Below are 13,749 nucleotides of genomic sequence, written 5' to 3'. Positions count from 1 at the left end.
GGGCCTCGGCGCCGTACCGCTGCTCCTCTGCCGCCGCCGCCGCGCCGACCGCCCGTTCGTCCCGCCGCTACAACCGGTGCCCGGCGAAGAAGGCCCCCACCCCGCGCCGCACCCGGGCGAGGGTCGCCGCCGCGTCGCCGGTGCCGATGAGCGCGGCCCGGGCCGGCTCGGTGACGAGACCGACGGCCCGGAGCCGCGCGACGAGCGGGCCGAGGTCCGTGAACGCCCAGTGGTTCGCGTCGGCGAGCAGCTCGCGGCGGCCGGGAACGGACGCCCACGAGGAGTCGATCCGGGCGGCGCCCTCGAAGCCGTCGGTACGGAACAGCAGCAGCGGCCGGTCGGGGCCGACCGGGGCCGGGTCCAGGTCGAGGTAGCCCTCCAGGTTCGCCACCGCGCCGACCCGGCGGTCGCCGCGCGCCGCGTACACCACCGCCGTGCCGCCCGCGGAGTGCCCGTACAGCCCGATCCGCCCGAGATCCATCACCGGGGCGAGCGGCAGGCCGCCGAGCCGGTCCAGGACCACCCTGAGGTCCGCGATCCGGGTGTCCAGCATCGTGCGGAAGGTCGCCGGGTCCGGCGGCCCGACCAGCACCGTCGTCCGCATCCCGGTCGGCAGCTCCACCTGGGAGGCGTCACCGGGGTGGTCGACGAGGACCACGACCCGGCCGTGGCTCGCCAGGTCCTCGGCGAGGCTCGTGCCGAGCGTGCGGGAGTCGCCGCCGCCCGGTGAGTACACCAGCACCGGCCACCGACCGGGCCGCGGCGGCGCGCCGGCGTGCCCGTGGGTGAGGACCTCGCCCCAGTCCACCGTTCCCGGCTCCGGCAGCCCCCGGTGGACGAGCGGCGCGTAGTCGGCGAACTCCCGGGCCTCGGCCGGGGTGAGCTGCGGGGCCCGGGGGAAGCCGCGCACCGTCCGGGCCGGGTACAGCACGGTCAGCATCAGCTCCCGCACCCCGCCCGCCCACGGGTCGGTACGGGCGGGGTCCGTCAGATGGACCGTCCGCAGGCCCACCGGGTACGGGCCGGCGGGCGCGGGGAGCCGCAGCAGCGGGCCGGCGCCGGAGGCCGACGCGGCCGCCGAGGGCAGCAGGGCGGCGGCGGTCCCGCATAGGGTGCCTTGGAGAAGAGTGCGTCGAGACGTCATACCGGCATCCTCGGGACCGGGCCGGCACGGCGCGAAGGTTCAGGCCCCGGCCGAAAGGCTGGCGCGGACGAGGAGGTCGTGCACGGTGGGGGCGCTCCGGATCCACTTCACCGCGGAGGACTTCGCCCGGATCCGCTTCGCACCCCGCCCGGTGCCGCTCCAGGAACTGCACGCCGCCCTGACGACGGCCGTGACGCCCGCTGGCGGGCCGCTGTTCGCGGCATGGCGCGGCCGCGTCCTGCGCTCCCTGCCGGCCGCCGCCGACCCGCTCGCCGACCTGGCCCCCGCGGGCCGCCCGCCGTCCTTCCTCGACGTCCTCGGCGACACCCTGGCCGACGGCTTCGACCGGATCCGCGCCACCGCCCCCGGCACCCTCCGCTCCGAACTGGAGCGCGTCTACGGGGCGGCGCCCGCACCGCGCTGGATCCGCGACCTGCACGCGGACGACGGGGCGGCCTGGCGCACCCTGCGCCACGCCCAGCGGGCCGCGTACGAGACCGTCCTCGCCCCGGTCTGGCCCGTCGTCCAGGACCTGCACCGCGAGGAGTTCACCCGCTACGCCCTGGCCGCCGCCGAGCACGGCACGGCCGCCGCGCTCACCGGCCTGGCCCCCGGCAGCCGACTGCGCGAGGGCGTGTGGGAATGGCCCGGCGCGGCACCGGCCCGGGACGTCCGCCTCGACGGGCGCGGCCTGCTCCTGCTGCCGACCTTCCACCACCCGGCCGGCCCCCTGCTCCACGACGCCCCGCACCGTCCCGCCGTCCTGACGTACCCGGCCGGTCCCGGGCTCCCGCCCGTCGCGGGACACCCGGCCGCCCCCGCCGAGGCCCTGGCCGCGGTCCTGGGCCGCACCCGGCTCGACGCGCTGCGCCTCCTCGCCGAGCCCCGGACGACGAGCGGCCTCGCCCGCGCCCTCGGTGTCAGCAACGCGACGGCCTCCTCCCAGGCGGCCGCGCTCAGGACCGCCGGCCTGGCGGCGACGACCCGCACCGGCCGCTCGGTCACCCACCGGCGCACGGCGCTCGGCGCGCTGCTCGCGGGTGGCGGACCGCCGTAGGACCGCCGATCCCGTTCCCGCCCCCCGGTGTCACAGATCGCGGCCCGCGAACGTCTCCTCCACGACCGCCCGAACCGAGGAGGAACCCGTGTCCGCGTCCCCCGCCCTGGCCAACGTCGCGACCCTGCGGCGACTGCACGACGCCGTCAACTCCGGTGACCCGGAGCTGATCTCGGCGACGATCGACGAGGTCGCCGCACCCGACCTGCGGCTCCACACCCCGGTGCCGCCGGAGAGCACGGGACCGGAGGCGCTGCGCCAGGTCTTCCACACCCTCCGCCGGGCCTACCCCGACCTGCGCGTCACGGTCGAGGACGTGATCGCGGAGGAGGACAAGGTGGTCAGCCGCAACACCGTCACCGGGACCAACCGCGGCGAGTACCTGGGCCGCCCGCCGACGGGCCGTGCCGTCACGTACGGCGAGATCTTCGTCTTCCGCTTCGCCCCCGACGGCCGCATCGCCGAGGCCTGGGGAGTCGTCGACCTCCTCGGCCAGCTCCGCCAGCTCGGCGCCCTCCCGGCCTGACGGGCCTCGGGGAGCCGCACCGGGGGCGGGTGGCCCTCCGGCGCGGCTCCCCTCCGGCGGACGGCGGTCACCGCCAGCCGGTGCAGCCGCTGTCGGAACAGGCGCGCGCCTCCACGGTGCCGTCCACCATGTTGGTGTAGGCCGAGGAGTCCGGCCAGCCCACCCGGTAGTCCTGGCTCTCGCCGTTCCGGTTCTCGACCCAGAAGTGCCACCAGAGCGGTGCGGGCTCGATCTTGGCCCAGTTGGCGGCGCAGGCCGGGCTGTAGCGCAGCTGCAGGCGGACGTTGCCGAACCAGGCGTCGGCGACCGTCCGCGCGTCGGCGTCACAGCCCTTCGCCCGCGGGTCCTGGCCCGTGCAGCCCGAGCCGTGACAGCCCGCCTGCACCGCCGCCGGGGCCGCCGCGGCGGTGCCGGTTCCCGTGACGCCGGTCAGCGCGCCGGCGAGCAGCAGGCCGGCCGCGGCGAGTGTCTTCCTCCGGTGCCTCATCACTCCACCCTTCGTCGGGTCCTGATGGGGCGGTGCTCGCCCCGACACCCTTTGTAGGAGGGCGGATTGTTGACCGCACCGCCGACGGCCGGCCTGCACAAAACGCGGTCAACGCGGGCTATCCGGGCGGCCGGACCAGGCACCGGGTCTGGCCGGTCCCGAAGGCGTCCTGGCCCGCCATCTGCACCCGGGCCCTGGCCGTCACGCAGCCGTGGCCGGTGAGCAGCACGTCGGCGAAGGCGGAGTCGACGTGGCCCATCCGCCAGGTCGTCACGGTGTTGTCGATGGCCCGCTCGGCCTCGACGGTGACGACGGCGGCGGCGGTGTCCCCCGGGTCCGGGTTGAGGCCGGGCGTGGGGTGGAAGCGGGGCCAGGCGCCGGCGCAGTGCGGCGAGTAGACGAGCAGGACCGTGCCGAGCACGGTGCCGACCGGCAGGATCCGCCCGTGCAGGCGGGCCTCGGCCACGAGCGTGACGAGGGCGGAGTCCAGGGTGACGGCGTCGGCGGTGCAGCCGGCCAGCTTGGGGTTGGTGCCGTCCTCGATCTCCACCGGCGGGGACGTCGGTGGGGCCGGCACGGGCCGCAGCAGCCAGCCGGTCGCGCCGGCGGCGAGGACCAGGGCGACGAGCAGTGCGGCGAGCGCGGTCACCCGCCGGCCCGGCGGCCGGAGGAGGCGGCGGCGCGGGCTCGTGCGGTCCGGCTCGGGCGGTTCGACGGGTGCCGCGGGTTCCGGTGGGTGCACGGCGTCCGGCGGGTCCGCGGCGTCCGGCGCCTGCAGCGGGGCCGTCCTGGGGAGGGTGCCGGCGGCGAGCTGCTGGTGCAGGTGCCAGCGGGCCTCCCACGCGCCGCGGTCGGCCCCGCACGCCTCGACGAACGCCAGGGTGACGGCCAGCGTGGGCAGGCGTTCGCCGCGGGCGGCGTCGGAGAGCACGGTGTGCGAGTAGTGCGCGCGGTCGGCTATCCACCGGTAGGACGGGTTGCCCGCCTCCCGTCGCAGCGCGCGGAGCGCGTGGGCGAACGCCTCGACCGGCCCGGCGTCCGGGTCCAGCGGCCGCTCCGGTCGTCCCGGCCTTCCCATATCGGTTCGCCTCCCCTGGATTGTCCGGACCGCCGTGGCGTCGCGCCCTGCCACCGCTCCCCTGCGTTTGTCCGGCCCGCAGTCGAGTTGCCGGACAACTCCCTGACCAGAGTAGATAGTTCGGCACCACCTGTCCGCCCCACCGGCGGACCGGGTTCGCCACACACGAAGCACAGGCCGGAGGCCGCCATGGGTCGTCACGAGAATCCGCTGGATCCGGGCGCCGGTCCCGTCGAACACTTCGCCGCTGAGCTGCGCGCCCTGCGCCGGTCGGCCGGATCCCCCGTCTACCGCGCGATGGCCGCGAAGGTCCACACCTCGGCGAGCTCCCTGTCCGCCGCCGCCTCCGGCACCCGGCCGCCCACCCTGCCGGTCACCCTCGCCTACGTCCGCGCCTGCGGCGGCGACGAGGCGGAGTGGACCGCCCGCTGGCAGGCCTTGACACGGTCGCTCGCCCCGGTTCCGGTGCCTCCCCCGCCACCGGCACCGCCTCCGCCGCTCCCGGCCCGTAGGGCCTGGGCCGCCTGGGCGCTCGCCGCGGGCGCCCTGGGCGCTGCGGCCGCTCTCGGCCGCGGCAGCCGGCGGCAGGTGTCACGACCCGCGCCCGGCGGCGCCGCTACCGCGGCTCGCCGGTGAAGCCGACGTGGAAGGTGTAGGCGGACCTGGGCCTGCGGGCGGCGATCCGGAGTAGGACCCACCGGCCCTGGCTGGTCTTCACGCAGATGCTCTGGTCGCCCCGCAGCACATCGAAGTCGACCTTGCCCTCGATGAGTTGGGTCCGGGTCGAGCAGTTCGGGATGTCCGCGTTGTCGATGATGCCGATGCCCTGGTCGTCCAGCTTCTCCCGCGCCCCGTGGAACAGCCGCCCTGAGTCCAGCCGGATGTCCGCGCCCGGGGTGCCGCTCGGCACCACCGCCATGGTGTCGAGGTCCAGGAGGTTGTCGTCGCCCACCGTGATGTCCGCGATGCCCGTCAGGTACCGGTCGAAGTCGTGGACGGCGGGGTCGGGCGTCGTCGGCGCCGGAGAGCCCCCCGCCGTACGGCTCGGCCCGGACGGAGGACGGGACGCCGCCGGAGCCGCGGCCGCCGGAGCCTCGGGCCGCGCCGCGCGGCCGCCGTCGCCGCGTTGGAACAGGGAGACGCCGATGCCCAGGGCCGCGAGGGCGAGCGCGGCCAACGGGAAGACCGCGAACTGGACGACGGGCCGCTGGTACCAGCTGGTCGCCGTGGTCGGCGAGGCCGCCGGGACTCCTGGGTCCGGCGGGTGACCGGTCCCGCCCGCGCTGCCCGGACCGTCCGACACCGTGACCCTCCCCGCTCCGGCTGGCCGTCCCCTCAAGTCTGGCGGGCCGACGGACCTCGGCCACCCTCCCCGGACGACGGGTCAGCGAACTCTTCGCGACGCCGAGGTGGCCGGGCGGCCGTGGAAGGCTGCGGTGAGCCGCGGACGGTGCAGTGCCTCCACGCCGATGGCGGCAAGGGCGGCCCAGGTGGTGCGGCCCGTCGGCGTGGGGCCGTCCTCCGGAAGGCGCCAGCCCGGCGGGGGCGGTTCACCGGCCCGCAGGGCGGTGAGGAGGGGGACGACGTGGTCGGCCGGCCTCGCGTACGGGTCGGAGGGCGGTGTACGGCGGGTCAGGGCGACCGCGGCCAGGAGGGCGGCGAGGCCGCCGAGCACCACCGCGGCGCCCGGCTCCGCGCCGAGGGCCGCGACGGCGAACCTGGCCGCCGCGAACGCGACGGCGATCAGCAGGGGGACGGCCACCGCCGTCGGCAGCCTCAGCGAACGCCCGCCGGCGGACGGCGAATCGCCGCCGACCAGCAGTCCGCGGCGGCGCAGGCCCGCCTCCAGCTCCCGGGCGGGCGCGCTGGGCCCGAACGCGGCGCGCGAGGCGCCCAGCCAGCCGGTGCCCGACGGCCCGAGCGCGGCGAGCAGGACCGCCTCCACCTCGTCACGGGGACGGGGCCGGACGACCCGGACCATGCCGTGCCGGTCGATCTCCACCCGGGCGGTGAGGAGCATCCGCACCAGCGCGGTCTCGGCCACCCGCCACGGCCCGCCGGCCAGGCAGGCAAGCTCATGGAGCGTCAACTCCCCGCCCCGCCCGGCCCGTCCGTCGCCCACGCTCCACCACTCCCCCGCGCACCCGTCCCCGGCCGGTGTGCGCAAGGCTACCGGGCCGACGGGTGGACACGGATCGTTCGGGGCCGGAATCCTTCCTATACTCCAGCCCGGTCCGCCCACCCCGGTCCCATCCCGGTCTTGCCGGGCCACCCGACGACGTACGGAGCCCGTGTGCAGGAAACGCCCGCCGACCCGAGCACGCCCGACGCCTTCCTCACCCCCGTCGAGCACCTCTTCGTCCGCAGCCACCTCGGGCCGCCGCCCGAACTCGACGCCTCCTCCTGGACGCTGACCGTCGAGGGCCTGGTGGAACGGCCGCTCTGGCTGGACCTGTCGGCGCTGCGCGGACTGCCCCGAACCAGCCTGACCGCCTTCCACGAGTGCTTCGGCAGCCCGTCCCGCCCCGACGTCCCGACCCGCGCCGTCGCCAACCTGGAGTGGTCCGGCGTCGCGCTCGCCGACGTCCTGGACCTCGCGACCCCGCGCCCGCAGGCCCGACACATCTGGTTCGAGGGCGCCGACCGCGGCGCGTTCGCGGGCGAGAGCGGGCTGGCGTACCTCAAGGACCTGCCGCTGGACCGGGCCCGGGACGAGGTGCTGCTGGCCGACACCGTCAACGGCGCACCGCTGCCCGGGCGGCACGGCTTCCCGCTGCGCGCGGTGGCGCCCCGGATGTTCGCCACCAACTCCGTCAAATGGCTGACCCGCCTGGTGCTGGCCGACCACCGGCCCGACCACCTCTTCACCACCCGCCTCTACACCCGCGTCCCACCCGGCGGCGGCGCACCGCGCCCGGTGCGCGAGGTCGACGTCAACAGCAAGCTCCTCGCCCCGCAGGACGGCCGGCGGCTGACCGCCGGCCTGCACGAGGTGACCGGCCGGGCGTGGAGCTTCGCCCCGGTCGTCTCCGTGGAGGTCGCCGTCGACGACGGCGGCTGGCGCCCGGCGCTCCTTCAGCCGCGCGGCCCGCACCCCGTCTGGCAGCGCTTCACCCTCCCCTGCCACCTCTCCCCCGGCCCGCACCGCATCCGCTGCCGCGCCACCGACGCCCGCGGCCGCGTCCAACCGCCCTCCGCCGCCCGCAACGCCGTCCACACGGTGGAGGTCCTGGCCACCTGAACCCGGCCCGGCTCAGGGCTGTGCGGTCCGGCCGGCGCAGGCCGCGGCGGTCACCAGCCCGGTGAAGGCGGCCTCCGAGGCGGGCAGGCCGGCGGGGTCGTAGGGGTTGCGGACGAGGACGACCCGGCGGCGCCCGGTGTCGTCGCCGAGCACGATGCCGCTGTAGCCGAGGCTGTCGCCGCGGTGGCCCCAGAAGTCGCCGCACGGGGTGGGGGTGCGTTCCAGGCCGAGGCCGTAGTCGGCCCCGCGTCCGAGGCCCGCGGTGTGCTTCATCTCGGCGAGTTCGGCAGGTCCGAGGAGCCGGCCTCCGAGCAACGCGGAGATGAAGGCGGCGAGGTCGGCGGTGGTGGAGATGCCCGCGCCGGACGGGCCGGCGATGGTCGGGTTGAACAGCGTGATGTCCACCGGGCCGCCGGGCAGGGCGGCGTAGGCACGGGTGTGGCGGCCGGGGACGGTTGGGTCGCTCTCCGGCATGGTGGTCTCGCGCAGGCCGAGCGGCCGGATGATCCGGCTTTCGACCTCCTGCTGCCAACTGTGGCCGGTGGCCTGCTCGATGAGCATGCCGAGCACGATGTAGCCGGTGTTGGAGTAGTGCCAGTCCCGGCCCGGCGGGAAGTACACCGGGTGGGTCTCGGCGACGGCGACGAGTTCCGCCTTCGTCCGCGACTTCCAGCGGTCGGTGCTGAGCCAGGTCCGGAAGGCCGCGTCGTCGTCGTAGGCGAAGGCCGGGTCCGAGGTGTAGTTGTACAGGCCGGCGGTGTGGTTGAGCAGTTGGCGGACGCTGATGGCGGCGCCGTTGCGCAGCACGCCGGGCAGGTGCTTCCCGACCGGGTCGTCCAGGCCGATCCGGTGCTCCGCGACGAGTTGGAGGACGACGGTCGCGACGAAGGTCTTGGTGATGCTGCCGACCCGGAAGCGGTCGCGGGCGGCCGCGGGCTCGCCGGTGGCGAGGTCGGCGGTTCCGGCGGCGCCCTTCCACAGGGTCCGGCCGTCCTCGCTCAGCCGGCCGAGCGCGGCGGTGGCACCGCCGGGCGCCACCACCGCCCGCAGCCGGGCGTCCAGCACCGCCCGGTCGACCCGCCGCGCCGCACCCGCCACCGCGCCGTCGGCGCCCTGCGCGTTCGCCGCCGGGACCACCCCGGCCACCAGGCCCGCGCCCGCCAGCACGACCACCGCCGCCCGGACGGCTCGGCCCATCGGTGTCCCCACCATCCCAACCTCCACGGTCTCCAAAGGAAGTCGTCGCCAACTTCCGTTGTGTGTTTGGTGGTTGAAACTCTCCCAGCGCCCCTGCGGCGAATCGTCAGCCTCGGGTCCGACCGCCTCTCCACACCAGGTCGCACCCTGCGCCCGGGCGGCTACGACCTGCGCAGGGGCCCGACCCCGAAGGCCCCCGGAGACGGCACCGGCGCAGGTGCGGGTGTGCCTATCGCCGCGGGTCGATGAAGGCGATGCCGAGCTCCAGGTCGAGGCGGGTGCGGGGCGGGGCGCCGGTGTGGTCGTCGTCCCGCAGGACCAGCTGGGTCCGCCGCTGCTCGATCTGGACGCGCTTGTTCGCGTTGAAGAAGGCGTGCAACTCCTCGGTCGCGGTAGCGCCGAGGCCGACTCCGCCGCCGCTCGGCGTCCGGGCGGCCAGCCGGCGGGACAGCCACCCCGGCCGGCCCGAGCGCAGCACGACCTGCCGGGCCGCCGCCAGGGTGAAGGGCACGATCACCAGCACGGCCATGAGGAGGAGGCCCGACATCATCACCATGTCCGCCCAACGCGCGGAGCCGGGGCCGTCGTTCCCGCCGAGGGTCCCGGTCAGCTCTCCAGCTCGCGCAGCACCTCGGCGAGTCGGCGGGCGGTGGCGCGGGTGTCGGCATGGGTCTCGCCCAACTGCGCCGTCCGGACGGCGAGAAGCGCCTCGAACTCCGCCCGGGCCGCCTCCGACTCACCCAGCTCGCGCAGGACCCGCGCCAGGCGGTCGCGCGTGGGGAGGCTGCCGTGGTGGGAGTCCCCCCAGCAGTCGCGCTCGATGGCGAGCACGGCCTCGAACTCCGCCCGGGCCGCCTCCAACTCCCCGAGTTCGTAGAGCGCGACGGCGAGGTTGTGGCGGGCGACGAGGGTCTCGGGATGCGTGTCACCCGAACCGGCTCGCCGGGCGGCGAATACCACCTCGTACTCGGCTCTGGCCCTCCCGAGCTCTCCCATCTCGCCCAGGAGGTCGGCGTAGGTGCTGCGCGTGGCCAGGGCGTCGGGATGGTGCTCGTCGGGCCGGCCCCGCCGCGCGGCGAGGACGGCTTCGAACTCCGCCCGCGCCGCTTCGAGTTCACCCTGGTCACGCAGGATCAGCGCGAGATAGAGGCGGGTGCTGAGCACCTCCGGGTGGTTACCGCCGTAGCGCGTGCGCTCGACGGCCAGGATCGCCTCGAACTCCGCCCGGGCCGCTCCCAACTCCCCCCGCTCGTACAGGATCCCGCCGATCCCGTACCGGGCCACCAGAGCACTCCGGTCGGTGTCGCCCGCACGGGCCCGGTGGGCGGCGAGGACCGCCTCGAACTCGGCCCGCGCGGCTTCCGACTCCCCGAGCAGGTTCAGGACCACACCGCGCTGGTGGCGGGTGTCCAGGGTCCGCTCCCCCGTGTCGCCGTAGCGCGTGCGCTCGATGGCCAGGATCGCCTCGAACTCCGTCCGGGCCTCCTCCAACTCCCCCAGGCAGCGCAGGACCACCGCGTGGCAGAAGCGTGTGGTGAGCAGCGAGGGGTCTCCGTCCTCGAAGTACGCCTCCTTGACGGTGAGAACCGCCTCCAACTCTGTTCGGGCCCGGGCGTAGAGACCTTCGATGCACAGGTGCCAGCCGGCCAGGCCCGCGGCCTCGGCAAGGTGCGGAACGTCTGCTTCGGGGACGCGTGCGGCCCCGTGGTTGCGGAAGCCGTTGAGGACGTGGGGAGAGAGCAGACGCCACCTCTCCCAGGACTCGTATTCCTCCGGATGCCCGTTCTCGTCGTCAAGCGCCACCGCCGCGAGGATGCCGGCGGCCGTCGCCTCAGTCTCCGGCGTGCGCGAGGCGTCCCGGACCAGGGGGTGCAGGCGCAGCACGGGGAGGGTGTCGGGGGCGGCCTCCGGGAGGTCGATCAGGCCGAGGGCGGCGAGGGCGGTGAGGTGCTGCCAGAGGGCCGGGCCGTCGAGTTCGGCGAGCGGTCCGGTGTCCGCCAGGCGGTCGGGGGTGAGGAGGAGGGTGTAGGGCAGGTCTGCGTCGGCGAAGGAGGCGATCAGCTCCAGCAGGCGCCGGGCGTGGGTGTGGCCGCGCTGTTCGAGCAGGTCGAGGGACATCGCCCAGGTCCGGGGCAGGACGTGCGCGGGGTCCAGGCCCTGCGGGCCGTCCTCCCAGGCCCGCCGGTAGGCCGCGTACGTGGTCGGGGTGCCGGGGGCCCGGAAGGGGGCCGGTGTCCGGGTCGCCTCGGTGAGGTAGGCGCCGGCCAGGTACAGGGCGAGCGGGAGGCCGCCGAGGCGGTCGGCGAGGGCGTGCGACTCGGCCTCGGCGCCGGCGGTGGCCGGGGCGTGGTCGCGCAGGATACGGGCGGCGTCGTCGAGGCGGTCGCCGGTCAGGGGTTGCAGGGGGTGCAGCCGGGCGGCGGGCCCCCAGGTGGCGGGGGTGCTCTCGCGGCTGGTCACCAGGACGGTGCCGGCTCCGGTGGCGGGGCGGATCCAGCCGGTGCCCGCGTTGAGCGCGCCGGGGCCGTCCAGCAGGGCCGGGTCGTCGGCGTTGTCGACGACCAGCAGCCAGGGCGCGTCCAGCCGTGCCAGCCGGGACCACAGGACGTCGGCGGTGTCGCCGCGTTCGAGCTCCTCCGGTGCGGCGCCCACCTGGCGGGCGACGGCGCGCAGCGCGGCCTCCAGGGCGGGGCCGTTGCGGGCCTCGACCCACCACACCCGGTAGCCGGCCGCGGTCCGGCGGGCGGCGAGTTCCAGCGCGAGGGCGGTCTTGCCGCAGCCGCCCATGCCGCACAGCACCAGCAGCCCGTCCCCGGCCGGTGCGGCCTCCAGACGGGCCAGGACGTCGCCGCGGCCCCGCAGCGGACGACTCGCGTCCCGCAGGCCGAGCGGCGGCGCCACCGTCACCGGGACGGCCTGCTCGACGGGATCGGACGTCCGGATGAGGACGTCGGCGCGCCCGGCCTGGACGACGGTGCCGTGCACCGTACTGTCCGCCAGCCGGTTGCGCACACGGGTGCCCGCCTCGTCCACGTCCCCGTACTCCCCGCCCACCTGTCGCCCCCACAACCCTGTGCGTCCGCCGCCCACATCTTCGCCCATGACGGCACCGGCCGGCACACGCGGGGTGTGGGCGCGGGCGGAGCCGCCCGTGCCGATCGTGAGGGGAGGAGCGCCGACGTTGTTCATGACCCGGTGCACCCGGTTAGGGAGCGTGGCCCGGTCCGACCACGAATCGAGCACCTGGGGCCCCGAAACCCCGCGCACGTCACTCGAACGGGGGGCTTGGCAGCGGCGTGCGATTGCTGATGAATCGTCAAACATTGTTCATTGCTGGAAGGTTCACGCCGTGCGCCCCCGAACCGCCCCCGGTGTGACGGTGCGGGCGGGGTTAGCCTGTGCCTATGGTTGCCAACCACAACGAAGAACTGCCCACGGGTGACCAGGAGTTCGTCAGCGGCCCCGCGCTGATCCTCCGGTCCCTCACGGCCCGCCCCGAACGGCAGGCCGTCGTCAGCGCCGACGGCACCCGGATCACCTCCGGTGACTTCGCCGCCGCCGCGTACCGCCTCGCCCACGAGCTGATCGCCCGGGGCGCCGCCCGCGGCACCACCGTGACCCTGCTGACCGGCAACACCCCGGAGGCCCTCGCCGCCCGGTACGCGGCCGGCCTCGCGGGCGCCCGGGTGGTGAGCCTGTACGACGGCATGAGCGCGCCGGTCCTGGCCGAGATCACGGCGAGCGTCGACACGACCCTCCTGCTCGTGGACGCCGAACGGTACTCCTCCGCCGCCTCGCTGCTCCCGCTGATCGATGTGCCCGCCGTCCTCACCCTGGGCCCGGGGCCGGCCCCCGACTCAACCACTGCCACTGCCACCGCCATCGGCGAGGACGTCGTCGCCGCCTCCGCCGTCCGCCCCGCCGAGCCGCCGGACGTCCGGATCGGCCCCGAGGACGACCTCGGCATCCGCCACACCGGCGGCACCACGGGCATCCCGAAGGGCATCCTCAGCCGGCACGGCACCTACCGCCACGCCTTCGACGCCCCGATCGGCAGCGACCCCGCCGACGGCCCGCCCCGCCTGCTCGCCGCCACCCCGCTCGCCCACCTCGCGGGGATCCTCGCCGACCTGACCCTCCAGCGCGGCGGCACCGTGGTCCTCCAGCGGTCCTTCGACCCGGGCGCCGTCCTGGCGGCCATCGCCCGCGAACGCATCACCGACCTCTGGGTGCTGCCGCCGCTGCTCCACCAACTGCTCGACCACCCGGCGATCGGCCGCACCGACCTGTCCAGCCTGCGCTCGGTCCTCTACGGCGGCAGCGCCGCCTCGGCGAACCGGATCCGCGAGGCGCTCAAGGTGTTCGGGCCGGTCCTGGTCGGCCTCTACGGGATGTCGGAGGCACAGCTGATCTCCGCGCTCACGCCCCAGGAGCACGGCCGGATCGGCCCGGGCGGGCAGGTCCCCGTGGGGCGGCCCGTGCCGGGCGTCGAGGTGGCGATCCGCTCGCCCGACGGCACCGACCTGCCCACCGGGGAACCGGGTGAGATCCACCTGCGCTCCGACACCGTCATGGCCGGGTACTGGAAGCGGCCCGACCTCACGGCCGCGGTGCTGCACGACAGTTGGCTGAACACCGGCGACGTCGGCTACTTCGACGCGGACGGCTACCTCTACCTCACCGACCGGGCCAAGGACCTGATCATCGTGGTCGGCGGACACGTCCACCCGTCCGAGGTGGAGGACCTCCTCGTCACCCACCCGGCGGTCGCCCGCTGCGCGGTCTTCGGGGTCCGCGACGACCAGGAGGCGGAGCACGTCCACGTCGCCGTCGTCCCCGCTCCGGGACAGCGGCCCCGGCTGGAGGACCTCCGCGCCTTCGTCACCGAGCGCAAGGGCCGGATCTTCGCCCCCGAGGTGCTCCACCTCGTCGACGAGATCCCGCTGACGCCGGTCGGCAAGCCGGACAAGAAGCGCCTGCGCGCAGCCGCCACGGCCTGAGCGCGCGCCGGGGACGGGG

Annotated in this window: 13 protein-coding genes; 5 read left to right on the top strand and 8 right to left on the bottom strand. The window is 75.8% G+C overall.

The genetic code is table 11. The annotated features are described in order from the left end of the window. Positions 1-67 precede the first annotated feature (67 nt). Positions 68-1,144, bottom strand: a complete 1,077-nt coding sequence (locus tag ACFVFS_RS08615) for an alpha/beta hydrolase family protein (protein WP_380621598.1) — start codon at positions 1,142-1,144, stop codon at positions 68-70. An 85-nt stretch (positions 1,145-1,229) separates the two neighbouring features. Here ACFVFS_RS08615 and ACFVFS_RS08610 point away from each other — a divergent pair, with 85 nt between their 5' ends. Further along, complete coding sequence (locus tag ACFVFS_RS08610) at positions 1,230-2,201, top strand: ArsR/SmtB family transcription factor (RefSeq protein ID WP_380621596.1); 972 nt, start codon at positions 1,230-1,232, stop codon at positions 2,199-2,201. Positions 2,202-2,289: 88 nt separating this feature from the next. Further along, positions 2,290-2,727 carry an ester cyclase gene (locus tag ACFVFS_RS08605; protein ID WP_380621594.1) on the top strand — a complete coding sequence of 146 codons (438 nt, stop codon included), beginning with the start codon at positions 2,290-2,292 and terminating at the stop codon, positions 2,725-2,727. Between the two features lie 67 nt (positions 2,728-2,794). On the opposite strand, the gene ACFVFS_RS08600 is transcribed toward ACFVFS_RS08605, so the two are convergent. Together ACFVFS_RS08600 and ACFVFS_RS08595 are read right to left on the bottom strand one after the other, a co-directional pair. Next, positions 2,795-3,214 (bottom strand): DUF2690 domain-containing protein, encoded by a 420-nt coding sequence (locus tag ACFVFS_RS08600; RefSeq protein WP_380621592.1) that lies wholly within the window; start codon positions 3,212-3,214, stop codon positions 2,795-2,797. 118 nt (positions 3,215-3,332) lie between these two features. Then, positions 3,333-4,292: a helix-turn-helix domain-containing protein gene (locus ACFVFS_RS08595; RefSeq protein WP_380621590.1), complete on the bottom strand. Its 960-nt coding sequence runs from the start codon at positions 4,290-4,292 to the stop codon at positions 3,333-3,335. A 189-nt stretch (positions 4,293-4,481) separates the two neighbouring features. On the opposite strand from ACFVFS_RS08595, the gene ACFVFS_RS08590 reads away from it, so the two are divergent. Then, positions 4,482-4,928: a helix-turn-helix domain-containing protein gene (locus tag ACFVFS_RS08590; RefSeq protein WP_380621588.1), complete on the top strand. Its 447-nt coding sequence runs from the start codon at positions 4,482-4,484 to the stop codon at positions 4,926-4,928. Here the strand turns inward: ACFVFS_RS08590 and ACFVFS_RS08585 are convergent. Together ACFVFS_RS08585 and ACFVFS_RS08580 are read right to left on the bottom strand one after the other, a co-directional pair. After that, positions 4,909-5,595, bottom strand: a complete 687-nt coding sequence (locus tag ACFVFS_RS08585) for a hypothetical protein (protein WP_380621586.1) — start codon at positions 5,593-5,595, stop codon at positions 4,909-4,911. The two genes, ACFVFS_RS08590 and ACFVFS_RS08585, sit on opposite strands and share 20 nt — an antisense overlap. An 81-nt stretch (positions 5,596-5,676) precedes the next feature. After that, positions 5,677-6,414, bottom strand: a complete 738-nt coding sequence (locus tag ACFVFS_RS08580) for a TIGR04222 domain-containing membrane protein (RefSeq protein ID WP_380621584.1) — start codon at positions 6,412-6,414, stop codon at positions 5,677-5,679. A gap of 171 nt (positions 6,415-6,585) precedes the next feature. On the opposite strand from ACFVFS_RS08580, the gene ACFVFS_RS08575 reads away from it, so the two are divergent. After that, positions 6,586-7,533: a molybdopterin-dependent oxidoreductase gene (locus ACFVFS_RS08575; protein ID WP_380621582.1), complete on the top strand. Its 948-nt coding sequence runs from the start codon at positions 6,586-6,588 to the stop codon at positions 7,531-7,533. Between the two features lie 12 nt (positions 7,534-7,545). Here ACFVFS_RS08575 and ACFVFS_RS08570 read toward each other — a convergent pair whose 3' ends face one another. From ACFVFS_RS08570 to ACFVFS_RS08560, 3 genes are all read right to left on the bottom strand, one after another. Further along, the gene (locus ACFVFS_RS08570) at positions 7,546-8,745 is read right to left on the bottom strand and encodes a serine hydrolase domain-containing protein (RefSeq protein ID WP_380621580.1); all 1,200 of its coding nucleotides are present in this window, start codon (positions 8,743-8,745) and stop codon (positions 7,546-7,548) included. A 214-nt stretch (positions 8,746-8,959) separates the two neighbouring features. Further along, a complete protein-coding gene (locus ACFVFS_RS08565; RefSeq protein ID WP_380621579.1) occupies positions 8,960-9,286 on the bottom strand; it encodes a DUF6191 domain-containing protein in 327 nt (108 codons plus the stop codon). Positions 9,287-9,336: 50 nt separating this feature from the next. Further along, positions 9,337-11,784, bottom strand: coding sequence for a tetratricopeptide repeat protein (locus ACFVFS_RS08560; RefSeq protein ID WP_380621577.1), 2,448 nt, complete (start codon positions 11,782-11,784; stop codon positions 9,337-9,339). Between the two features lie 350 nt (positions 11,785-12,134). Between ACFVFS_RS08560 and ACFVFS_RS08555 the strand changes: the two genes are divergently transcribed. Beyond that, entirely contained in the window at positions 12,135-13,730 is a 1,596-nt protein-coding gene (locus ACFVFS_RS08555; protein ID WP_380621575.1) for an AMP-binding protein, read from the top strand. Positions 13,731-13,749: the final 19 nt, after the last annotated feature.

The sequence above is a fragment of the Kitasatospora sp. NPDC057692 genome, assembly GCF_042799475.1.
Taxonomy (GTDB): Bacteria; Actinomycetota; Actinomycetes; order Streptomycetales; family Streptomycetaceae; genus Kitasatospora.
The sequence above is the reverse complement of the archived record's forward strand: the minus strand, read 5'-3'. Positions and strand labels throughout refer to the sequence as shown.